Annotated in this window: 22 protein-coding genes and 1 tRNA gene; 16 read left to right on the forward strand and 7 right to left on the reverse strand. The window is 61.9% G+C overall.

Annotated elements, in window-relative coordinates; all coding sequences use genetic code 11:
* Positions 1-7: 7 nt before the first annotated feature.
* The 4 genes from leuA to AC0L2A_RS22895 all read left to right on the forward strand — a co-directional run bounded on the left by leuA (position 8) and on the right by AC0L2A_RS22895 (position 5322).
* Entirely contained in the window at positions 8-1726 is a 1719-nt protein-coding gene (gene leuA, locus AC0L2A_RS22880; RefSeq protein ID WP_473610796.1) for a 2-isopropylmalate synthase, read from the forward strand.
* A gap of 182 nt (positions 1727-1908) precedes the next feature.
* On the forward strand, positions 1909-3687 hold the full coding sequence (locus AC0L2A_RS22885) for a hypothetical protein (RefSeq protein ID WP_473610780.1): 1779 nt from the start codon (positions 1909-1911) through the stop codon (positions 3685-3687).
* An 86-nt stretch (positions 3688-3773) separates the two neighbouring features.
* Entirely contained in the window at positions 3774-4577 is an 804-nt protein-coding gene (locus tag AC0L2A_RS22890) for an alpha/beta fold hydrolase (RefSeq protein WP_473610781.1), read from the forward strand.
* Between the two features lie 124 nt (positions 4578-4701).
* Entirely contained in the window at positions 4702-5322 is a 621-nt protein-coding gene (locus AC0L2A_RS22895) for a hypothetical protein (RefSeq protein ID WP_128186874.1), read from the forward strand.
* On the opposite strand, the gene AC0L2A_RS22900 is transcribed toward AC0L2A_RS22895, so the two are convergent.
* The gene (locus AC0L2A_RS22900) at positions 5312-6226 is read right to left on the reverse strand and encodes a metallophosphoesterase family protein (protein WP_023797927.1); all 915 of its coding nucleotides are present in this window, start codon (positions 6224-6226) and stop codon (positions 5312-5314) included. The two genes, AC0L2A_RS22895 and AC0L2A_RS22900, sit on opposite strands and share 11 nt — an antisense overlap.
* A gap of 53 nt (positions 6227-6279) precedes the next feature.
* Here AC0L2A_RS22900 and AC0L2A_RS22905 point away from each other — a divergent pair, with 53 nt between their 5' ends.
* Positions 6280-6780, forward strand: a complete 501-nt coding sequence (locus tag AC0L2A_RS22905) for an NUDIX domain-containing protein (protein WP_031254497.1) — start codon at positions 6280-6282, stop codon at positions 6778-6780.
* Between the two features lies 1 nt (position 6781).
* Here AC0L2A_RS22905 and AC0L2A_RS22910 read toward each other — a convergent pair whose 3' ends face one another.
* On the reverse strand, positions 6782-7771 hold the full coding sequence (locus AC0L2A_RS22910) for a glutathione S-transferase family protein (protein ID WP_473610783.1): 990 nt from the start codon (positions 7769-7771) through the stop codon (positions 6782-6784).
* Positions 7772-8082: 311 nt separating this feature from the next.
* Between AC0L2A_RS22910 and AC0L2A_RS22915 the strand changes: the two genes are divergently transcribed.
* The 6 genes from AC0L2A_RS22915 to AC0L2A_RS22940 all read left to right on the forward strand — a co-directional run bounded on the left by AC0L2A_RS22915 (position 8083) and on the right by AC0L2A_RS22940 (position 13182).
* Complete coding sequence (locus AC0L2A_RS22915; protein WP_473610784.1) at positions 8083-8619, forward strand: GNAT family N-acetyltransferase; 537 nt, start codon at positions 8083-8085, stop codon at positions 8617-8619.
* A gap of 173 nt (positions 8620-8792) precedes the next feature.
* On the forward strand, positions 8793-9554 hold the full coding sequence (locus AC0L2A_RS22920; protein ID WP_128248040.1) for a 3-hydroxyacyl-CoA dehydrogenase: 762 nt from the start codon (positions 8793-8795) through the stop codon (positions 9552-9554).
* An 86-nt stretch (positions 9555-9640) separates the two neighbouring features.
* Positions 9641-10750, forward strand: a complete 1110-nt coding sequence (locus AC0L2A_RS22925) for a CaiB/BaiF CoA transferase family protein (protein WP_473610786.1) — start codon at positions 9641-9643, stop codon at positions 10748-10750.
* A 38-nt stretch (positions 10751-10788) separates the two neighbouring features.
* On the forward strand, positions 10789-11550 hold the full coding sequence (locus tag AC0L2A_RS22930; RefSeq protein ID WP_473610787.1) for a HugZ family pyridoxamine 5'-phosphate oxidase: 762 nt from the start codon (positions 10789-10791) through the stop codon (positions 11548-11550).
* 173 nt (positions 11551-11723) lie between these two features.
* Positions 11724-12062 (forward strand): ArsR/SmtB family transcription factor, encoded by a 339-nt coding sequence (locus tag AC0L2A_RS22935; RefSeq protein WP_128169352.1) that lies wholly within the window; start codon positions 11724-11726, stop codon positions 12060-12062.
* Positions 12063-12378: 316 nt separating this feature from the next.
* The gene (locus AC0L2A_RS22940) at positions 12379-13182 is read left to right on the forward strand and encodes a TrmH family RNA methyltransferase (protein ID WP_473610788.1); all 804 of its coding nucleotides are present in this window, start codon (positions 12379-12381) and stop codon (positions 13180-13182) included.
* A 29-nt stretch (positions 13183-13211) separates the two neighbouring features.
* Here the strand turns inward: AC0L2A_RS22940 and AC0L2A_RS22945 are convergent, their stop codons facing one another.
* Both AC0L2A_RS22945 and AC0L2A_RS22950 read right to left on the reverse strand, forming a co-directional pair.
* Positions 13212-14360 carry a coiled-coil domain-containing protein gene (locus tag AC0L2A_RS22945; RefSeq protein ID WP_473610789.1) on the reverse strand — a complete coding sequence of 383 codons (1149 nt, stop codon included), beginning with the start codon at positions 14358-14360 and terminating at the stop codon, positions 13212-13214.
* A gap of 148 nt (positions 14361-14508) precedes the next feature.
* Positions 14509-15117 (reverse strand): DUF1134 domain-containing protein, encoded by a 609-nt coding sequence (locus AC0L2A_RS22950; protein WP_023797936.1) that lies wholly within the window; start codon positions 15115-15117, stop codon positions 14509-14511.
* Positions 15118-15474: 357 nt separating this feature from the next.
* Here AC0L2A_RS22950 and chpT point away from each other — a divergent pair, with 357 nt between their 5' ends.
* Both chpT and AC0L2A_RS22960 read left to right on the forward strand, forming a co-directional pair.
* Positions 15475-16104, forward strand: a complete 630-nt coding sequence (gene chpT, locus AC0L2A_RS22955; RefSeq protein WP_287219960.1) for a histidine phosphotransferase ChpT — start codon at positions 15475-15477, stop codon at positions 16102-16104.
* 244 nt (positions 16105-16348) lie between these two features.
* Entirely contained in the window at positions 16349-16717 is a 369-nt protein-coding gene (locus AC0L2A_RS22960; RefSeq protein ID WP_027150933.1) for a response regulator, read from the forward strand.
* A gap of 120 nt (positions 16718-16837) precedes the next feature.
* Here AC0L2A_RS22960 and ctrA read toward each other — a convergent pair whose 3' ends face one another.
* Positions 16838-17533, reverse strand: a complete 696-nt coding sequence (gene ctrA, locus AC0L2A_RS22965) for a response regulator transcription factor CtrA (protein WP_006203583.1) — start codon at positions 17531-17533, stop codon at positions 16838-16840.
* 450 nt (positions 17534-17983) lie between these two features.
* On the opposite strand from ctrA, the gene AC0L2A_RS22970 reads away from it, so the two are divergent.
* On the forward strand, positions 17984-18361 hold the full coding sequence (locus AC0L2A_RS22970; protein ID WP_029349790.1) for a flagellar export protein FliJ: 378 nt from the start codon (positions 17984-17986) through the stop codon (positions 18359-18361).
* A gap of 416 nt (positions 18362-18777) precedes the next feature.
* On the opposite strand, the gene sciP is transcribed toward AC0L2A_RS22970, so the two are convergent.
* Positions 18778-19053, reverse strand: coding sequence for a CtrA inhibitor SciP (gene sciP, locus AC0L2A_RS22975; protein WP_006203587.1), 276 nt, complete (start codon positions 19051-19053; stop codon positions 18778-18780).
* A gap of 274 nt (positions 19054-19327) precedes the next feature.
* Between sciP and mnmA the strand changes: the two genes are divergently transcribed.
* Positions 19328-20518 carry a tRNA 2-thiouridine(34) synthase MnmA gene (gene mnmA / locus AC0L2A_RS22980; protein ID WP_077380422.1) on the forward strand — a complete coding sequence of 397 codons (1191 nt, stop codon included), beginning with the start codon at positions 19328-19330 and terminating at the stop codon, positions 20516-20518.
* Between the two features lie 71 nt (positions 20519-20589).
* Here the strand turns inward: mnmA and AC0L2A_RS22985 are convergent, their stop codons facing one another.
* Positions 20590-21555 (reverse strand): Gfo/Idh/MocA family protein, encoded by a 966-nt coding sequence (locus tag AC0L2A_RS22985; RefSeq protein ID WP_023797942.1) that lies wholly within the window; start codon positions 21553-21555, stop codon positions 20590-20592.
* A gap of 328 nt (positions 21556-21883) precedes the next feature.
* On the opposite strand from AC0L2A_RS22985, the gene AC0L2A_RS22990 reads away from it, so the two are divergent.
* Positions 21884-21960: transfer RNA gene (locus tag AC0L2A_RS22990), tRNA-Met, on the forward strand.
* Positions 21961-22156 lie beyond the last annotated feature (196 nt).

Raw genomic sequence — 22156 nt, forward strand, 5'->3', positions numbered from 1 at the left:
CGGGGAGATGGGCCAGGATGCCCGGGCCATGCCGGGGGCAGCCCGGGGCATGCCGGAGGCAGCCCGCAAATACCAACCCTACCCGACCGTCGGTCTCACCGACCGCGTGTGGCCTTCGAAGGTCATCGACAAGGCGCCGATCTGGTGCTCGGTCGACCTGCGCGACGGCAACCAGGCGCTGATCGATCCGATGGGCCACGAGCGCAAGGCGCGCATGTTCGCCCTGCTCCTCGACATGGGCTTCAAGGAGATCGAGATCGGTTTCCCGTCGGCCTCGCAGACCGACTTCGATTTCGCCCGCTGGTGCATCGAAGAGGGCAATGTATCAGACGATGTCTCGCTGCAGGTGCTGGTGCAGTGCCGGCCGGAACTGATCACCCGCACTTTCGAGGCGCTGCAGGGCGCCACCAACCCGATCGTGCATTTCTACAATTCGACCAGCGAACTGCAGCGCCGCGTCGTCTTCGAGAAGGACGTCGCCGGCATCAGGCGGATCGCCACCGATGCGGCCAAGATGATCACCGACATGGCAGCGAAGGCCGGCGGCTTCTATCGTTTCGAATATTCGCCGGAGAGCTTTACCGGCACCGAGCTCGAAGTGGCGCTGGAAATCTGCAACGCCGTCACCGAAATCATGAAGCCGACGCCGGAAAACAAGCTGATCATCAACCTGCCGTCCACGGTCGAGATGTCGACACCCAACATCTATGCCGATCGCATCGAATGGATGTGCCGCAATCTCGACAACCGCGAGAACCTGCTCATCTCGCTGCATCCGCACAACGACCGCGGCACCGGGATCGCCACCACCGAACTCGGCCTGATGGCGGGCGCGGACCGCGTCGAAGGCACGCTGTTCGGCAATGGCGAGCGCACCGGCAATGTCGACATCGTCACGCTGGCGCTTAACATGTACACGCAAGGCGTCGATCCCGAGCTCGACTGCTCCGACATCAACCGGATGAAGGACGTCTACGAATATTCGAACCAGTTGAAGATCCCCGAGCGCCATCCCTATGTCGGCGAGCTCGTCTACACCGCCTTTTCCGGCTCGCACCAGGATGCCATCAACAAGGGCATGAAGGCGTTGCGCAAGGCCAACACGCCGTACTGGGAAGTGCCCTATCTGCCGATCGACCCGGCCGATGTCGGGCGCAACTACGAGGCGATCATCCGCATCAACTCGCAGTCCGGCAAGGGCGGCATCGCCTATGTGCTGCAGGCGGACTACGGCCTCAATCTGCCCCGCAACCTGCAGATCGAGTTCAGTCAAGCGATCCAGGCGATCACCGACACCGAAGGCAAGGAGGTGCCGGCCAAGCGCATCTACGAGCGCTTTCTCGAAACCTACGTCGATCAGCCCGGCGCGCGGCTGAAATTCCTCGACCACCACACTTATCCCGACATCGAGATCAAGGGGCGGCGCGCGGTGGAGGCGATCATCCTCGACAGCGGCAAGGAGGTGACGATATCAGGCTCCGGAACCGGCCCGATCGACGGCTTTGTCGACGCGCTGTCGCGCCATGTCGGCGTGCCGATGTCGGTGCTCGACTATTCGGAGCACTCCATGCAGCGCGGCTCGAATGCCTCGGCCATCTCCTATGTCGAGATGGAGCATCCCGGCGGCAAGCTGTTCGGCGCCGGCATCAACACCAATATCGTCGCCGCTTCGCTGGAAGCCGTGGTTTCCGCCGCCAATCGCATCGTCGGCGGAAAGGCCGACTAGAGGAGCTGAGCTGGAGCAAGATGACCCCGGATGGTATCATCCTGCCCCAGTCTTTCGCGCCATTAACCACCGGAATATTATCCGGTGGGGTACGCGATCGCATAATGGATGCATGCTTGTATGGCAGTGCAGGCGCTATATGATTGCGTCTTAACCTGTGCCGACTTCGAGAGGATCGACACTTGCAGCATGCCACGCCTGCCGCCCCCGCAGTGCGCGAGACGCTGGAGCGATTGCTAGCCAGCGAAACGTTCGGGAGATCCGAACGAGCGCGTAAGCTGCTTCGCTATCTGGTCGAGCGCGAGCAGGCAGGCGAAGCCGACAAGCTCAAGGGCTTTTCCATCGCGATGGATGTTTTCGGCAAGGACGGCGATTTCGATCCGTCGACCGACGCCGTGGTGCGGGTGCAGGCGGGCAGGCTGCGCGAGCTTCTGCAGCATTACTTTGCCAATGAGGGTGTTGCCGAGCCGATCCGCATTGCCATTCCGCGTGGCGGCTATGTTCCATCCTATGAACTCAACGCGATCCGCCTGCCGGTCGAGCCGGCGTCGGCGGAACACGTCGAAGCGGCGGCCACCTTGCCGGAATCGCCCGAAGAACCCGGCATGGCCGCACCTGCCGCATCGTTGATGTCCCCCGTCGTTCGCCAGCCGGCACCCTCGCTGCTGCGCCATCTCCAGTTCTTCTGGCTGGCGATCGCTCTGGTCATCGCCATGCTGGGCGTGCTGATCCTTCGTCAGGGAGGCAGCGCATTGCTGGCCGGAAGCGATGCCGCGCCGACGATTGAAAATGCGGTGGCAACCGGCAGCATTGCGCCATGGGCTCCGGCTGAAAGCCTTCCGCTCGTCTACATTGCGGTGAAAACCAACAGTGCCGAGGCTGCCCGCGTCGCCGCATCGCTGCGCGCCGGCCTCAGCCGCTTCGACACGGTCAGCTTCATCGGTCGCGATGCTGACGGCCAGCCCGATTCGGTCGCCGATGCGATCAGCTTCGTATTCGATGTCTTGCCGGGGCCAACGGCAGGCGACGTCACGCTGGAGCTTCAAAGCGTGGCGACCGGGCGGGTCCTGCTGTCGCGCAACTTGACTGCCGCCGACAGCACACCCTCCACCGTCGAGGACAGTGTCGCCGGCATTTTGAGTTCGGCCGTTCCCGCCTCGGGCGCGATCTACAACTATATCGAACAGAGCGGCCTTCAGACCGGCCTGACGGAATGTCTGCTGCTCAACGACAAATACTATCTCGACCAGGGCGCCAAAACCCATGAGGCTGCCTATCGCTGCCTCGAAATCCTGGTCGATCGGGATGCGAAATCGTCGCTGGTCTTTTCGGAGCTGGCGACCCTGCATCTCGAGGCGGGCACAGATCACTACGCCTATCCAGCCGGCGCAACGATCGAACAGGCGATGTCGCTGGCGCGTCGCGCCGTGCAGATGGGGCCGACCAGCCCCTATGCCCACCGTGCCTATGGCTATCTCAATTCCCGCCTCGGCAATTCGGAGGAATCGATCCGCTGGATGCGCAAGGCCTACGAACTCAATCCTTACGACCTCAGCATGGCAGCAGCTTACGCCTACGGGCTGATTTTCGCCGGCAGGTACAGGGAGGGGACACCGATCCTTGCTCACGCCGCCGAAACCTCCAGCGCCCATCCGACCTGGTGGGATTACGGGCTTTTCGTCGGCCAGTTCATGGCTGGCGATATGAACAAGGCCGCGCTTGCCAGCGATGCGCTGCAAGCGACGCCGACGAAATCGCACTATCTGGCTGCGCGGCTGATCACTGCCAAGGCCGCCGGCCGCGATCAACTGGCGCACGAACTTCTGGACGAGTTGACTGTCAAGTTCCCGAAATTCGCTGCCGATCCGCGCGCGGCTTTTGTCGAGCGGAGATACCCCGCCGATCTGACCGAGCGGCTGGTCGAGGCTTTGCGTGCCGCCGGGCTCGGCAATGCCAGCTAGTCCTTGCGACCAGCACGGCCGATCGCAAAAACTTGGTACAAGACGCAATCCCGCCACATCCGAATTCGCGTAAAACCATAGATTTCATGATTTCATCGCTTTACGCTGCCGAACGGGGCGCCGGCCCGAAGACGGTTGTATTTCTGCATGGCTTCGGCGGTTGCCACGGCGACTGGCACGAGGTGATTTCGACACTGGCACCTGATTCACGGACGCTGGCCTATGATCTTCCGGGCCATGGGCTGTCCCTCGAGTTCCCGGGTGGCGGTCCGGCCAAGGCGGCCGCCCGGGCTGTTCTGGCAGACCTCGCCGCACGCAGAATCAGGAGGGTGCATCTCGTCGGCCATTCGATGGGCGGGGCGGCGGCTGTGCTGATGGCACTGGCCGAACCCGCAAGGATAGCCTCGCTGACGCTTCTGGCGCCGGGTGGGTTTGGCACTGAGATCAATGGCCCGCTGTTGCGCCGTTACGCCGCAGCAGCCGGGAAAAGTGAAATTCGCGCCTGCCTCGCCGCCATGTCCGGACCGCAAAGCCCGCCCTCGGAGCGAATCGTGGATATGCTTGGCGAAATGCGTGCCCGTCCCGGCCAGTTGCACAAACTTGTCGAGATCGCGGCCGCCATGACCAAGGATGATCGGCAGGGCGTCATCCCGCGCGAACGGCTCGAAACCCTGGCTATGCCGGTGATTGTGGTCTGGGGGACCGATGACGCGGTGCTGCCCTTCAGCCAAGCCGATGGTCTGCCGGCGCATTTCCACCTGCACCACGTGTCGGAGGCGGGCCATATGCTGGTCGAGGAAGCGCCCGGCCTGATCGCCGAGATCGTCCGCCGCAACATGAAACGCCGCAGCAGGCCGCTTCGTCCAAACTCCGCTCCCGCAGCGGGCTGATCCCTGTCAAAGCGCGGCTTCGGGCCGGATTTTGCAAGCCGCCTATCGATCTCGCAAGCGCATTTTGCTGCATTTTGCCAACGACTATGTTAATTCGGTGTTAACCAAACGCGAGGCAACGCCGATGAAGGATGCAGCCGAGACCATAAGCCAGGCCGATGAGTCGCGAAAATTGTCGGACGCCATCCGCGACGTGAAAAACGCTTTCGCCGACCGCGACGACGTCGTGGTCGACATGCGCGAAGCGCATCGCATGCGGCTCGAATTGCTTGCCGCCGAACTCGCGCCGGTCTTCGCCGACGTGCCCGCCGACATGGACAATTTCGACTTCGCCGTCTCGTCCGGGCTGCAGCCCCGCCTCTGGATCGACGCCGTCAGCCATGTCGCCATGGGGCGCGACCGCCGCACCTATCGCTTCCTCAAGGACACGCGCATCGGCCGCGTGGTGCTCGCCGAATCGACCGAGATGAAACCGGTTGCCGATCAGGTGACGCGCTACGTCGCGGAGCGCGTCATCGAACGCCAGAGAATGCTGGAAGGCGGGGTCGAGCAGGCTGCCGGCCTGAAACGTGCCTTGGTCCCGGAAGCCGAGCCGCCGCTGCGATCCGTCAAGCGCCGCAAGCGTTGGTCAGCCTTTCTCTCCGGTCTCAGCCTGATCGCTGCCGGCGCCCTGGTCGGGCTGGCGGTATCGATCGTGTTGTTCTGGGACCGCCTCGTTGCGATGGGACTGAGTTTCACGCCATAGCGTCCGCGCCAAGCTCCACAACCTCCAGATCGGCAGGCGGGATGGCCGGCCCGGTCAGGCCACGTCGCGTCAGCCTGAGCCGCCAGTTGCCTATTTCACCATCGATCTCCAGCAGATTATATTGCGCCGCTGGACGCCTGCCGCCTGGCGCCTGCCCTGCGGCAGCGACGCCGACCACTGGAATTTTGGCGCCGCGCCCATTGATCGAGAACAGCGTCGGCTCGTGCGAATGGCCGTGCAGCACAAGCTCGGCCCCGTGCCGCTGAACGACCTTTTGGAAGCGGGCAATGCCGAACAGCCGCTTGGGCTGCGAAACGGCGCCGCGCACCGGCGGATGGTGGATCATGATCACCCGGAACAGCCCGCGTTTGGCCGTGGCATCGAGCACGTCCCGCAGCCTTTCCGCCTGGTCTTCCAGAAAAAAGCCGTTGGCCATGAACGGAGCCGTCGCCCGCGCCGTCGTGACACCGATCAGCGCGACGTTGCCACGCACGCGCAGATAGGGAAAGGCTTCGCGGTCGACCGGCGTATTGACGCCGTCGCCGGTCATCCACGCCGTCCACGACCGGCAGGACTTGTCGAAAGCACCGGGCACATAGGCGTCGTGGTTTCCCGGAACGACCGACACATCGTCGGGGGAGCCCAGCGTCTCCAGCCAGTGCTTGCCCATCTCGATCTCGCCATCGAGCGCCAGATTGACCAGATCGCCGGTGACGGCAAGGTGATCGGGTGCGCTCGCCTTGATATCGGCGACGATGGTGTCGATGACGGCGTCGCGCATGTGGCGGCGGCGATTGCGCTGCCAGTTGACGTAACCGACCACCCGCTTGGAGGCGAGATCGCGATAGGTTACACCGGGAAGCGGTCCCAAGTGGATATCGGAAATATGCGCGAGCCTGAACATCCCTCCTTCATAAGCGACGCACGCGCTGCTTTCCACCCACGGTTTCGTGGGTGATGATGCGGCCCGATCCGGAGCAAGCTTTCCGCCAGACCGGCTGGCCGGGTCTCAGGGCAAGGCTGTTTCATCTGTACTTCGTGCTGCGGCGGCCGATGACGCTTGGGGTGCGTGGCTTGATCCACGATCGCACGTCCAGTTCCGTCTTCCTCATTCGCCATACCTATGTACCGGGCTGGCAGCTTCCCGGCGGGGGCGTCGAGCTGGGCGAGACGATGATCGAGGCGTTGGCGCGCGAGCTCTCCGAGGAGGGCAACATTGCATTGACCGCGCCGCCGGTGCTGAAATCGATGCATTTCAACCGTCGGGCCAGCCGCCGCGACCATGTCGGCCTCTATTTGGTCGAGCAGTTCAATCAGACGGCGCCGAAGCTGCCGGACCGCGAGATCGCCGCAGCCGGCTTCTTTCCGCTCGACCGCCTGCCGGAAGCAACGACGCCGGCCACGTTGCGGCGGATTGCCGAGATTTTCAGCGGCGCGGCGGCATCGCCCTTCTGGTAGATCACGCTGCCTTCCTGAACCGCGCCCGATCATGCCGCGCCGCGTAGTCCAGTTCCGGCCCGACCGGCACGATGTGCGTCGGGTTGATCGTTGCGTGGCTGCCGTAATAGTGCGCCTTGATGTGGTGCAGGCTCACCGTGCCGGCGACGCCCGGGACCTGGTAGAGGTCGCGCAGATAGTTCGACAGGTTCGGATAGTCGGCGATGCGGCGCAGGTTGCACTTGAAATGGCCGACATAGACCGGGTCGAAGCGAACCAGCGTGGTGAACAGCCGCCAATCGGCCTCGGTGATGCGGTCACCGACGAGATAACGCTGGCGAGATAGGCGATCCTCGAGCTGGTCGAGCGCCGCGAACAGTTCGCCGAACGCTTTCTCATAGGCCGCTTGCGTGGTGGCGAAGCCGGCGCGATAGACACCGTTGTTGACTGATGGATAGACCAGAGCGTTGACCGCGTCGATTTCGCCGCGCAGTGCTTTCGGATAGAAATCGAGGCTGGCATCGCCCCATTTGTCGAAGGCTGAATTGAGCATCCGAATGATCTCGGAGGACTCGTTGCAGACGATTGTCTGTTCTCGCCTGTCCCACAGAACCGGCACCGTCACGCGGCCGGAATAGGCGGGATCGGTCTTGGTGTAGATCTGATGCAGGAAGTCGAGGCCGTAGAGCGTATCGCCGGTGGCGCCGTCCTCGGCCACGAAGGTCCAGCCGTTGGCGCCCATGAAATGATGGACGACCGAGACGGAAATCACGTCCTCGAGCTTTTTCAGTGCCCGAAAGATCAGCGTCCGGTGCGCCCAGGGACAGGCAAGCGAGACATAGAGATGGTAGCGGCCCGGCTCGGCCTTGAAGCCGCGCGTGCGGCCTTCGGCGGGCCTGCCGTCAACCGTGACCCAGTCGCGCCATTGCGACTGCGCCCGCACGAATTCGCCGTCGCTCGCCTTGGTGTCGTACCCGCTGTCCTGCCATTTGCCTTCGACCAGCAATCCCATGTGATGTCCTTTCCTCTTCGTAGGGATGTAGGCACAAACCGACGATGCGGAAATCGCCAGGCGTTGAACAGTTCGTCAATCGCCCGGTGCGGCAGACGAATGACGGCAAACGAAGGCGGCAAACGAATGGCGGCAGCAAACGGCCGATTGCAGTGGCTGAAGATTGGTGCTAGCGGAAAATCCCGATGCTTGACTTTGCCTTGATCCGGTTCGACCGACGACGAAAGGGCGCCCGCGCTTGATGAAGCGCTGACTGGCGAACGCTGCCGTTTGCAGCAAACCTTTCCCCGTCTACCCGGAACGCAAAGACCATGAGCCTTGCCGACGTGAAATACCTGCCGGAAACTCCGGCGCATGACCCCGAAATCGAAACCATCAACGACGAAGCCTTCGGGCCGGGCCGTTTCGTGCTGGGCGCCTACAAGATCCGTGAGGGCGGCCCGCATGAACGCGCTCTGTCCTTCGTGGCCGTCGATGGCGATATCGTCGTCGCCTCTGTGCGCATGACGCGCATCGCGGCCGGCGCCGGCCGCGCGCTGATGCTCGGACCGCTTGCCGTGCGGCCGGCCTACAAGAATCTCGGCATTGGCCGCCGGCTGGTGGCGATCGCGCTGGAGGCAGCCGCCAAGGCCGGCATGCCGGCGGTGATGCTTGTCGGCGACGAGCCCTATTACCGCCCGCTCGGCTTCAAGAGAATCCCGCGTGGGCAAATCTCCATGCCGCGCCCGGTCGATCCTGACCGGCTGTTGTCGCATGAGATCGTGCCGGGCGCGATGGCACGGCTGGTAGGCGAGGTTTGCCACGCCGATCAGGCAAGGATTGCCGCGCAAATCGCCGCGATGGCGTGACCATCCGGATGCTGTTGCGCCATACTGTCAGGCTTCGTAGCATGTTGCCGATGGTGCATGTCGCCCAAAAGTGCGCAGCGGTTTTGGGTAACGAGATGCAATAAAAACAGAGATTTAAAGCGCTTCGATTGAGTCCGTTCAAGTTCGACGCGCTTTAGACGGAGGACGCCGACATGAACCCGAACGGCCAGATTGCGATCGTCACCGGTGGCGGCTCCGGCCTCGGAGAAGCGACGGCACGTGCACTGGCTGCAAAGGGCGCCGGCGTTGCCATCCTCGACCTCGGCATCGAGCGTGCGGCGAAGATCGCGGCCGATATCGGCGGCATCGCCATCCAATGCGACGTAAGCAGCGCCGACGGCGGTGCTGCTTCAGTGGCAGAAGTGGTAAAAAAGTTCGGCGAACCCCGTATCCTGGTCAATTGCGCCGGCATCGCCATCGGCATGAAGACGATCGGCAAGGACGGTCCGCACCCGCTCGACCAATACCGCAAGGTGATCGAGGTCAATTTGATCGGCACCTTCAACATGATCCGCCTCGTCGCCGACCAGGCCGCGAAGCTTGAGCCGCTGGACGGCGGCGAGCGCGGCGTCATCGTCAACACGGCATCGGTCGCCGCCTATGACGGTCAAATCGGCCAGGCGGCCTATTCAGCCTCCAAAGGCGGTGTCGTCGGCATGACGCTGCCGGTGGCGCGCGATCTTGCCCGGTCGGGCATTCGCGTCTGCACCATCGCGCCCGGCATCTTCAAGACGCCGATGATGGCCGGCATGCCGCAAGAGGTGCAGGATACGCTCGGCGCCGCGGTGCCCTTCCCGTCCCGTCTCGGCGAGCCTTCCGAATATGCAGCCCTTGTGCTGCATATCATCGAAAACCAGATGCTCAACGGCGAGACCATCCGCCTCGATGGCGCCATCCGCATGGCGCCGAAGTAGCCGACCATGAGTGCCGAAGTCGCCCTTCAGGCGAAGACTGGCCCGCTCGCCGGCCTGACGGTGATCGAGATGGCCGGGCTTGGACCGTGCCGCTGGCCGGCCTGATGCTGTCGGAGATGGGCGCCGAGGTGCTGCGCATCGAGCGGGCTGGGTCGAGCCAGCCGTTTCTGGCGCTACCGGACGAATACGACATCGACTGTCACGGCCGCTCCATCCTGCGGATTGACCTGAAGCGCTGGGAAGGCGCCGAACTGGTGCTGCGCCTTGCCGAAAAGGCCGACATGCTGGTCGAAGGGTTTCGTCCCGATGTCATGGAGCGGCTTGGTCTCGGGCCGGATGCGGTTCTGGCGCGCAATCCGGCCCTGATCTACGGCCGCGTGACGGGTTTCGGTCAGGACGGTCCGCTATCGGGACGTGCCGGCCACGACATCACCTACCTCGCCTATTCGGGTGTGCTGCATGCCATCGGCCAGCAAGGCGGCCGGCCGGTCCCACCGCTCAATCTTGTCGCCGACTACGGCGGCGGCGCCATGATGCTGGTCGCCGGCGCACTGGCCGCCCTGTTTGAGCGCTCGCGCTCCGGCAAGGGTCAGGTGATCGACGCCGCGATGACCGAGGGCGCTTCAATGCTGGCGACACCTGTGCACGCCCTGATGGCGGCGGGCCTGTGGAGTGACACGCGTGGCACGAACCTGCTCGATTCCGGCGCGCCCTTTTACGACACCTATGAGACCGCGGACGCACGGCACGTCGCCGTCGGCTGCCTTGAGCCCCGGTTCTTCGCCGAATTCGCAAGACTGCTGCCGCTCGACCAGATTTTTGTACGCGGCCAATACGACAGGAATTTGTGGCCGCAGATGCGGGCCGCCATTGTCGATCGGGTCGGGCAAAAGTCACGGGACGACTGGGACCGTCTCTTTGCTGCGACCGATGCTTGCGTCGCACCGGTCTTGTCGCTGCGGGAAGCCAGGGATCATCCGCACAATCGCGCTCGCAACGCCTTCTTGAAGTCGGGTGCGCTTGAGCGCCCCGCCCCAGCGCCGCGCTTTTCGCGCTCCCGGCCGACGCTTGCCGCCATGCCGGCCGATCACGATTGTCAGGCGGCGACGGTGCTGGCACGCTTCGGTCTTTCGGAAAGCGAGACTGAGGCCCTTTTCAAATCTGGGGCCCTTGTCAAATCCCGTGTGATAGGTTGATAACTGGAGAGCAAAGATCAGCTTAGGACGCTGTGGATTTGAACGATCGGAAGAAGGACGTGATCCGCGAGACCGACGCCGAAGCGATCAGGCTGGCGAAGACGCTGATCCGCAGTGCCCGTTTCGGCGCGCTGGCGGTGATCGAGCCCGGCACCGGTTCGCCGCTGGCCAGCAGGGTTGGTGTCGCCACCGATATCGACGGCACGCCGCTGATCCTTGTATCGATGTTGTCCGCCCATACCGGCGCGATCGTTGCCGACCCGCGCTGTTCGCTGCTTGTCGGCGAGCCCGGCAGGGGCGACCCGCTGGCGCACCCACGGTTGACGCTCGTCAGTCGGGCGGCACGGCTTGAGCGTGGATCCGACGAGCACGCCGGCGCCGAACGGCGCTATCTCAACCGCAACCCCAAGGCGAAGCTCTATGCCGGCCTTGGCGACTTCTCGATCTTCCGCCTGGAGCTGGAGCGCGCCAGTCTCAACGGCGGCTTTGGCAAGGCCTACCTGCTCGAACGCGCCGATCTGGTCACGACCGCGCCGATCGTCGAAGAGCTTGCCGCTGGCGAACAATCCGCCCTCGACCATATGAATGCCGACCATAGCGACGCAATTGCCGTCTACGCGCGCCACTTCGCCAAGGCGGCGGGCGACGGCTGGGTCGTCACCGGCTTTGACGCCGACGGCATGGACCTGGCATTGGGCGACGATATCTGCCGGGTGTTCTTTCCCGAGCCATTGAGGACGGCGCGCGAGCTCAGGCATGTTCTGGTCGACATGGCAAAAACCGGCCGAGTGGCGGATTAAACACAGTCCGACAGTTAATCGCGCCGGGTCGAAAGCAAGTCTTGAGGTTTGAGCTAGATGTTCTACGCTTTCCCGGTCGCGTTGAATCGCCAGCGCAAATTCGCAAGTGAGCCTATGGAATCAGACGCTATTGCCCCCATAGCGCCGGAGGAGCAGGAAGGTATGGGGGATCGATGGTCTCGAAAAAGCTAATCGCCAATGCCGAATCAGCGGCCTCGTTTCTGACGCTGATGGGCAACGAGAAACGACTGTTGATCATGATCCACCTGGCCGAAGGTGAAATGTCCGTCGGCGCTATCGCCGAAAAGGTTCTGCTCAGCCAATCCGCCCTGTCACAGCATCTGGCCAAACTGCGGGCGCTCGATCTCGTCGAGACCCGGCGCGACCGGCAGATGATCTACTATTCCTGCAAATCCGATGCCGTGCGCGAACTTCTCAACACGCTGGACGGGGTTTTCGGCGAGGGTGAGCTATCGCAGATGGCATACCGCTCGCGTCGCTCCGGGACTTGACCGGCCAATGCATGTCGCCCAAAGCCGGCACATGCATAAGATAAGAACTGGTCCGAGCGCCCCTTGCCTCGCTGACGACTCCTGATGCATGTCGCGCAAAAGCATGCCCGTGCAGCGGTTTTGCGATAGCGACATGCATAAACAACAACCTAAAGCGCGTCGCGAGAGGTCGGTTGAGGTCGGTCGAACGCGACGCGCTTTTGAGCGACTTGCGTCCACTTGGACGCAGAAGGTACGCTCTGACACTTTGGATCCACGCGTCGTGCTGTCGCAAAACCCACCACGATCGGGCCGATGCGGGTCAGTTGAGGCAAGCATGCGCAGCATTCGTATCGACGACCCGCAAGACCCGCGCGTCGCCGCCTATCTCGACATTCGCGAGCGCGATCTTGCCGGCCGGCAGGGTCGTTTCGTTGCCGAAGGCAAGGTGGTGCTCGAAACGTTGCTCGCGGCCAAACGCTTTGCCGCCGAATCGGTGCTGGTGCTCGAAAACCGGCTGGCAGGCATCGACGCAACCCTGCGCAAGGCGCCCGCGGACCTTCCGGTCTACGTGGCGCCCAGCGAGGTTATGGACAGGATTGCCGGCTTTCACATGCATCGCGGCATATTGGCGATCGGCCGCAAGGGCGAGGCGCAGCCTGCAGAGGCCTTGCTGGATGCCCTGCCCGCCCGCGCGTTGATCGTCGTGCTGGTCGGCATCGCCAACCATGACAATATGGGCTCGATCTTTCGCAACGCCGCCGCCTTCGGCGCCGATGCCGTGTTTCTGGACGCGACCTGCTGCGATCCCCTGTACCGCAAGGCGATCCGCGTTTCGGTCGGCGCCGCGCTGAAAGTTCCTTTTGCCTCCTTCGCTGAGACCGTCGGCTTTACCGCGGCGCTCGATCGGCTGGGCTTCGGCCAATTCGCATTGTCGCCGCGCGGACAAACCGACATCCGCGATGCGAAAAGGACCGAACGGCTGGCACTCTATCTCGGCACTGAAGGCGAAGGCCTGCCCGAGATGCTGCTCGCCCGCCTGCGGACGGTGCGGATCGATATGACAGAAGGCTTCGACAGCCTGAATGTCGCCGCCGCGTCAGCCATCGCCTTGCATCATTTCTCGGCAAGCAGGACCTGAGCCGCAGAAGTCAGCATCACTGCCTGGGCTCAATGCGCCGATTCAGCCTGCTGCAGCGCCCGCACGCGATCGGCAAGGCTGCGTTCACCGCTTCCCGGTGGGTTGGGTGCCGCAAGAACCTTTGCGATCGGCGATTCCGGTCCGTCGAGCTTCGCCGTCAGGGCTACGACCTGCGCCGCCAGGTCGCTCATCTGCTCGCGCAACGCAGCGCTGGCGCCTTCGGATCTGGATGCCGCGTCGGCGGCAAGATCCGTTTTCAGCCTCTTGTTCTCGCTGGCCAGTGCCGTCAATCTCGCCTCCAATTGCTCCCGGTCGCTGTCGAGCTTGGCGATAGCTTTTTCCATATCGCCCTTGACGGCCACATCGGCCTGACCGCCTTGCGCTCCGACGAGACGCACCGCTGCCGACGCATTTTCCACGCTTTCGCTTTTCAGCTTTTCGCGAAGCCGCGCGATTTCCTTTTCGCGGCGTTCAAGCTTGTCCTCGCGATCGGCAAGCGTGGCGAGCAGGCGCTCGATCTTCTTGTCCAGTTCGCCGGTCCTTTTCTTCTCGGCTTTCAACGCGTCTCGCGCGGCCTTGCTCTCGGCCGCGATCTCCTGTTGGCGCCTGTCCGCCTCCTTGCGCTGGCCGCGCAGCACTGAAATATCATCGGCCAGCTTTTGCAATTCGGATTCGCGCGCCACAAGTTCGATCTGACGGCTGCTGGAAGAAAAGCTGGCGTCGTCATACATGTGCTCCAGTTTTTTCAGCTCGAGCACACGTTTTTCCAGGGCATGCTCGGTTTGAGCAAGCCGATCCGACAAAAGCTGCAACTGGTCTTTGCGCTGCCGAAGGTCTTCGCCCTTGGCCTCGAGCGCGGAAAGGGCGTGTTCCTTGTCCTTCCGCTCGAGCGCCAGTTCCTTCAGTGCTTCGCGGCCACGGCCGATCTCGACAAGCTGTTCGGCCGATTTCTCGCGCAACGCCTTGACGCTCATCTCAAGCCGACGTGTCGCCATGGCGAACTCGGCGCGGATGCGATCCTTCTCCGCCTGGATCTCGGCCAGCGTCAGCGGCATCGAGCCCTCGATGCGTTTACGCGTCAGCATCACGGCCCGCCGCCAGATGGCCGGAGCAATCATCAGCGCCAGAAAGCCGGCGCAGAGAAAGCCGAGGACAAAGAACAGGACCGACTGAACCAAGGTGACTATCCGTTATGAACGGCAAACAACCGTAAGGGACTGTGCCACGTTCGCATGACGGAATTCCAGTGCCGCGGCAAGGGTCTGCCGCAGCATTGTTCAGACCGTCGATCCTGGAAACAATCGCGGTGACGAGGCAACCGCTTGCTCAGAATGGATTCCAGGTGGCGCGCTGGGTAAGCTTGAGGTAGCCGAGATTGACGCCAAGCCGGGCGCCGACGCCGGTACGGATCGGCACCAGCAGCACATTGTTGTTCTTCATCACGTTGAAGCCGACGCCAGCCACGAGGTAGGCGGAGCCGGCAAGGCCGCCGAAACGATTGTAGAGGCTGTTCACATCGTCGAGATTATAGACCAGCATCATCACCCGCGAGCCCTCGCCGCCAAAATCCCAGCCGAGCGACGGGCCCTGCCAGAACACTTTGTGATCGCCGGCATTCTTGGTGTAGAGTGTGCCTTCACCATAGGTCAGGCCACCGATCAGGGCGCCCGAGCCCTCCTCCCCAAGCAAATAGCCATTGGGCAGGCCATAGGAGGAGAAAATCTTCTCCACGACGGTGGCGAGCCCGCCCGACGTCGCACCGAAGAATTTATGACCGGAATCGACGATCTCCTGAGCGGTGTATTCCTGGGCCCGCGAAGGCGAGGTTGAAAAGACGACAAGGCCCATGAGAGCGATCGCCATTGAGAAGACACGGAGAAAACTCCGGTCTGTGAAGACACGGAAAAAACTCCGGTCGTAGTATCGGGAAAACATGCTTCCAATCTCCGTCAGGGAGCACTTTCGCCGACGCCTCGCATCCGTGCGGCTCTTTGGTGGCCGTTAAGGATGACTGTTAAGGACAAACTATGCCGTAATCCTTTTTCAACCATTAAGCTTTCACATGAAGATGGCGGTTCGTAGGCTGGTTTCGCGCTGATTTCGCGTCGGCCCGCAGTATCCGCACCCTGCGTGAACACACCATTTTCGATAGCGACAATTCCGGATTTGTTGCTGCACGCTCAGGCGCTGTGTATTCAGTGGGCCTTGGGAGAGCGAGCGTGATTCGTGTGGACAGGCGTGATCGTTGATCGCCCGGCCATTTCCAGTGAAATTTTGCAGGGACTTTCGCCGATGGCCGAGCTTTTCACCCTTTCCGCACCCGATCTCGCCGCGCTTTTGTGCAGCCGGGTCTGCCACGACATCATTTCGCCGGTCGGCGCCATAAACAACGGGCTTGAGCTGCTCGACGAAGGCGGCGCCGACGAAGACGCCATGAAATTGATTCGCCAGAGCGCCAGAAACGCTTCGGCCCGCCTGCAATTCGCCCGCATCGCCTTCGGCGCAGCCGGTTCTGCCGGCATGATGATCGACACCGGCGATGCCGAGGCCGTTGCGATCGCCTTCTTGAAGAACGAGAAGCCGGAACTGATCTGGAATGGACCCCGAGCGCTGCTGCCCAAGAACAAGGTAAAGCTGCTGCTCAACCTCATTCTCGTCGCCAACGCTGCCATTCCGCGTGGCGGCAAGCTTACGGTCACGCTTGAAAACCTCGACACGGAACCACGCTTTGCGCTCGCCGCGAGCGGTCCGATGCTGCGCGTGCCGCCCAAATTCCTGGAGCTCCATTCCGGCAACAAGCCTGAAGAACCGATCGACGCGCATTCGGTGCAGCCTTACTACACACTGCTTTTGGCGCGCGAGGCGAACATGACAATATCGATCCACGCGACCGCAGAAGAAATCGTTCTCTCGGCTGCTTGAAGTTACCAAGCTGATTGAACGAACAGACGAGCGTTGTTCAGACAATATTTACCGCACCATCATGGTCGAATGAAATGAACCCCAAAGGCTAGATCGATCGATGCATCGGTAAAGAAGTTTTCGTAAAAGCTGTTCTTTCAAGAATTTTACCTATTGGCTTTTCAGCTTCTTTACCGGATTGACCATACGGTGCCTTCCAGACCGCGACGCTGCCGGATTGCCGCATGGCAAAGAGGGCCCGGAAATGAAACGCTGCATGTTCATCGACGATTCGAGCGTCATCAGGAGGGTTGCAAAACGCATCCTGGGTGGTTCCGACATGCTGGTCATCGAAGCTGCCAGCGGGCTTGATGCGGTTGAGATGTGCACTGCCGACATGCCGGATATCATCATTGTCGACGGCGCCTTGCCGGACATGCAGGCCGAGGACGTCATTCGCCGCGTACGCGCCATGGAAAGTCCGATACAACCCCAGATCCTGATTTTGCTGGTTGAGGTCGACGTCGCTTCGATCATGCGGGCAAAGCGCGCCGGCGCCCAAGGCTATCTGCTGAAGCCGTTCACTCGGCCGCAGCTTCTCGAGCGCTTCCGCACCTTGAGATTTGCCGCCTGATTCGCCGCCGCTGGCGCATGGCCGCGGAAATCGGCGCTCCAATATCTGCGACATAGAAACGCAAAATCCGGCCGAAGCCGGATTTTTGTCGGAAAAATCGATCGGATCGGCGTCGTCAGCTCAGGCGCTGACGCGGATGTCTTCCGGCTCGCGCAGCACGTAGCCGCGACCCCAAACCGTCTCGATGTAGTTCTGGCCGCCGGAAGCAGCGTCGAGCTTCTTGCGCAGCTTGCAGATAAAGACGTCGATGATCTTCAGTTCCGGTTCGTCCATGCCGCCGTAAAGGTGGTTGAGGAACATTTCCTTCGTGAGCGTGGTGCCCTTGCGCAGCGAGAGCAGCTCCAGCATCTGGTATTCCTTGCCGGTCAGATGCACGCGCTGGCCACCGACCTCGACGGTCTTGGCATCAAGGTTGACCACCAGGTCGCCGGTGGTGATGACCGACTGGGCATGGCCCTTGGAACGCCGCACGATGGCGTGGATGCGGGCGACCAGTTCGTCCTTGTGGAACGGCTTGGTCATATAGTCGTCTGCGCCGAAGCCGAGGCCACGTACCTTGTCCTCGATGCCGGCCATGCCGGAGAGGATAAGGATCGGCGTCTTCACTTTGGAAAGGCGAAGTGTTCTCAACACCTCGTATCCCGACATGTCGGGGAGATTAAGGTCGAGAAGGATGATGTCGTAGTCGTAGAGCTTACCTAGATCGACCCCTTCTTCGCCAAGATCGGTTGTATAGACATTGAAACTTTCCGATTTCAGCATCAGCTCGATGCTCTGTGCGGTCGCACTGTCATCTTCTATCAGCAGAACACGCATTTCATTCCCCTTTTCTGCTGCCGGACCATTTCACGACCCGTCCAGGACCGGAGCAGTGATTGCCTGAGCAGAGGCTGCCATCGAATGGTTAACAAAACCTAATTCCGTGCCGTTGACGGTACCAGATTTTTTAACCCTTTTCTACACCTTGTTGAATCTAATAGCGAATCTAAGAACCAAACCGCTAATGCAAAACATTAATAAGCCAGACTAAGTGACTCCAGGGACTCGCTAGCCGTGCTTCCGCGTCGGGGCCGGAATTTTTACCCGGCCTTAAGTCCTGAGCCGTATGATTAACAATGCCCGTAAACGAATGGTTACCGCCGGCAAAAAACTTTAGGAATTTGTTTCCCATAGTTCTGGTAAAGTCGGTGGAAGCGGGTCGAAGCCTGAGTTTGCCAGGCGGATTAGACGATATGTGCAGGTGTGCGTTTCCAGGAGTACCGAATCATGAAGTCACGTGAAAACCTCGTTCGGCTGAAGCAGTTTCAGGTGAACGAGAAGCGGCGGCAGTTGCTGCAACTCGACATGATGATCGCCGAATTCGAGCGCATGGCTGTCGAACTGGAACTCCAGATCACTGCCGAAGAAAAGAAAGCCGGCATCACCGACATCAACCATTTTGCCTATCCGACCTTCGCCAAGGCAGCACGCTTGCGCCGCGACAATCTCAGAAATTCGCAAAGCGACCTCGCCCAGCAGCGTAGCGTTGCCGAATCACTGCTCGGCGAAGCCGAAGCGGAGCTTTCCAAAGCAGAAATGCTCGAATCACGCGACACCAAGATCCGTGACGCCGAGACCGGCGGCCGCAGCGCCATGATCGGCTGAAAACAAGGCTTTAAGGCCGGTCAGCACCCAGCGATCAGGTCGTTGCCCATCTGGAATGTCGCCGCTCATAGGTCGAGCAACTGCCAGTTTCAGGCCTACGCTGCCAAATCCCCTTGATGCTCCGCGACCGCCCGCACCTGGGCATCCTGATGTCGGGCGCAGGCGATTCCGGCCAGGACCTTATCTGATTGAGCAGCCCACCAGGTTCCGGCCGAGTTCGGCTCGGGGCCGACCGCGCAGGCTTGTGGAACTCGGCAAGGTCGACGCGAAAATGCTTGCTCCAAGAAGCAGGCGCTGCTCATGCCTTTTGTCAGCCCGATCGGCAGGTGGTGCTGACCGTCTGAAGCAGAGAAAACCCTGTCGGCAAAGCAAAAAGGGCGCGGATTGCCGCGCCTTTTGACATCCTTGAACCAGCCCTAATGCCGATATTGCTGGATGCGCGTCGTGCGCAGGCCGGCAAGGCCATATTCATCTATCGACGCCTGCCAGGACAGGAATTCCTCGGTGGTCAGCTTGTAGCGCTGGCATGCCTCCTCGAGGCTCAAAAGCCCGCCGCGCACCGCCGCCACCACTTCGGCCTTGCGCCGGATAACCCAGCGACGTGTATTCGTCGGCGGCAGATCGGCAATCGTAAGGGGGCTGCCGTCAGGCCCGATAACATATTTGACGCGCGGTCTAACAAGATCGGTCATCGTACTCTCTACTAAAAACTCAAAGACCCAATCCCCACCACATTACCGCCACAGCTTTAAAATTTGCCTAAGCGATCCCTAATAGCTAGGTAAGGATCATGAACGCCGCGTTAGTCTTTTCGTCGGCATTTGAGGCATCTGCCCAGCAAGCGCCCGAATCCGTTCAAAAAAATCGGCCGGTTCGCGAAGCTGGCGCACCCGGAAAGCTTGACCTATATTCCGGCCATTGGCATTCAGGCGCCGTCATCCAGGCGCCGTGCAGAACGAAAGAACCATGAACAGCCTCGACCTTCCCGGACGCCCCGAAGATACCCGCATCGTTGTCGCCATGTCGGGCGGCGTCGATTCGTCGGTTGTTGCCGGCCTTTTGAAGCATGAAGGCTATGATGTCGTCGGCGTCACGCTGCAGCTCTACGACCATGGCGCGGCAACGCACCGGGCCGGCTCGTGCTGCGCCGGCCAGGACATCGACGATGCCCGCCGCGTCTCCGAAACGCTCGGCATTCCGCATTATGTGCTCAATTACGAGGAGCGTTTCCGCAAGGCGGTGATCGACCCCTTCGCCGAGAGCTATGTGGCCGGCGAAACGCCGATCCCTTGCGTTTCCTGCAACCAGACGGTGAAATTCGCCGACCTCCTGGCGACCGCCAAGGAACTCGGCGCCGAGGCGCTGGCCACCGGCCATTACATCCGCTCCGGCGCCAACGGCGCCCATCGCGCGCTGTACCGGCCGGTCGACGCAGATCGCGACCAGAGCTATTTCCTGTTCGCCACCACACAGGCGCAGATCGACTACCTGCGCTTTCCGCTCGGCGGTCTGTCGAAGCCGCAGGTTCGCGCCATCGCCGAGGAAATGGGGCTGACGGTCGCTGCCAAGCAGGACAGCCAGGACATCTGCTTCGTGCCGCAGGGCAAGTACTCCGATATCATCGCCAAGCTGAAGCCGACTGCTGCCAATCCGGGCGACATCGTCCATATCGACGGCCGCGTGCTCGGCCGCCATGAAGGCATTTTGCGCTACACGATCGGTCAGCGCCGCGGCATCGGCATTGCCTCGGGCGAGCCGCTCTACGTCGTCCATCTCGACGCCGACCGGGCCCGCGTCGTCGTTGGCCCGCGCGAGGCGCTGGAAACGCACAAGATCTATTTGCGCGACATGAACTGGCTGGGCGACGCTGCGCTGTCAGATATCCCGGCCGCCGGGCTGGAGCTTTTCGCCAAGGTCCGCTCGACACGCCCGCCACGCCCGGCCGTGCTGCGTCACAACGCCGGGATCACTTCGGTGGAACTGGTCGACGGCGAGTCCGGTATCGCGCCCGGCCAGGCCTGCGTGCTCTATTCCGACGACGGCAACGAGGCCCGCGTGTTCGGCGGCGGCTTCATCGAGCGTTCCGAACGCGGCGCCGAGGCCGAGGCGATGCTGACGCGGCTGGCGGCCCGGCCGGCGCAGATTCCCGCCGAATAGACGATAATCCCGATCTATCGGGATCGATCAGGCTCTGATACAGCCGCACTTCTCTCAGCCCGCACTTTTTCTCAGGAAGACGATCCGGTGTGGGCAACCGTGCCAGCGGTCAGGATGCGCAGCACCCTGATGGCTTCCTCGCCGCTGGTACGCGGTTCTGCCCGCGTCTCGATGCACTGGATGAAATGCTCGAGCTCTCGCGTCAGCGGCATGCCCTCGCCCACTGCAACATAGGACGGCTCGTTGGTAGTGAAGGCCCATTGGCCGCTGTCTTGCCAGACCGCGTGGCGGTAGACGGCGAGCTTGCGCTCCCACGGCTCGACGTCGTCGAACACCGCCATCGCCTTGGTGCCGACCACGGTCAGCCGCCGTTCGCGGTAGGGATTGAGCCGCGACGCGAATAGGTGGCTGCGCAGACCGTTGGGAAAACGCATGTGCAGATGCGCGAAATCGCTGAGATTGTCGAGGAGCGCTGCCCCTTCTCCACGCACCTCGATCGGTTCCGTGCCGGTGATGGCCAGGATCATCGACAGGTCGTGCGGCGCCAGGTCCCACAGCGCATCGTTCTCGGTGTGGAATTTGCCGAGCCCGAGCCGGTGCGAATGGATATAGCGGACCTCGCCGAGCTCGCCATTGTCGATCAGCGCCTTCAACGTCTCGAAGGCGGGATGAAAGCGCAGCACATGACCGACCATGAAGACGCGGCCATTGTCGACCGCCGCCTTCACCGAACGCTCGGCATCGGCCACCGTCAGTGCGATCGGCTTCTCCACCAGCACGTCCTTGCCGCCCTGGACGGCGCGCACTGCCATATCGGCGTGGAACTGCGGCGGCAGCGCCATCACGATGGCGTCGATGTCGCTGCGCACAAACAGCGCCTCCGGCTCGATCGCCAGGCAATCCTGCTCACTGGCGAAACCTTCGGCGCGGGCAGGGTTGACGTCCGAGACCGCGTGCAGCGCGCCGAGCGCCTTGAGGGTGCGGATGTGGTTGCTGCCCCAGTATCCGCAACCGAGGACTGCAATGCGCGGTTTCATCATTCCAACTCTAGAATTTCGTGGCCGAGACATAGCGGCGCGCCCCGCCGAACTCAACCCGGCATTTCTGTGCCCGATTATCTGCCCGGCAAAGCTTTTCGGCATCAGAGCGACGTGCGTCCGCCTGGACACACAAAGTACGTCTCAAGACCGTGAAGCTTGGCGACGCGACAGGATGCGATGGAGTGTGGCGCCAGACCGGCTGCATCGACACCGGCTGCATCGATGCTTGACAGGCTTGGCGTCCCAACCTTATATCCGCCCGACCTTGGCGAACGCTTCGACATGCCCTCTGATTTGAGGCGGATTTCGGGCCTTTCGCCGCCCTGGCGGGGTAGCTCAGTTGGTTAGAGCACGGGAATCATAATCCTGGGGTCGGGGGTTCAAGTCCCTCTCCCGCTACCACCTAATTTTTTCCACAATGTTCTCTGCTTGGACTTGGTCGCCCCGAAACCCCGCAGAACAGCAGGCCGTTCGGCCGAAAGCTGGGGACTGTTGCTGGTAGTGAAGGTGCCTTTTTTGCCCACTGTCGGCCCATATTCTCCAATGCTGGGGAGTGCGCCTTTTTACTCCCTAGCTTTCCCCCATTGAAATCACAGGG

It is taken from the genome of Mesorhizobium sp. WSM4844, from assembly GCF_055811775.1.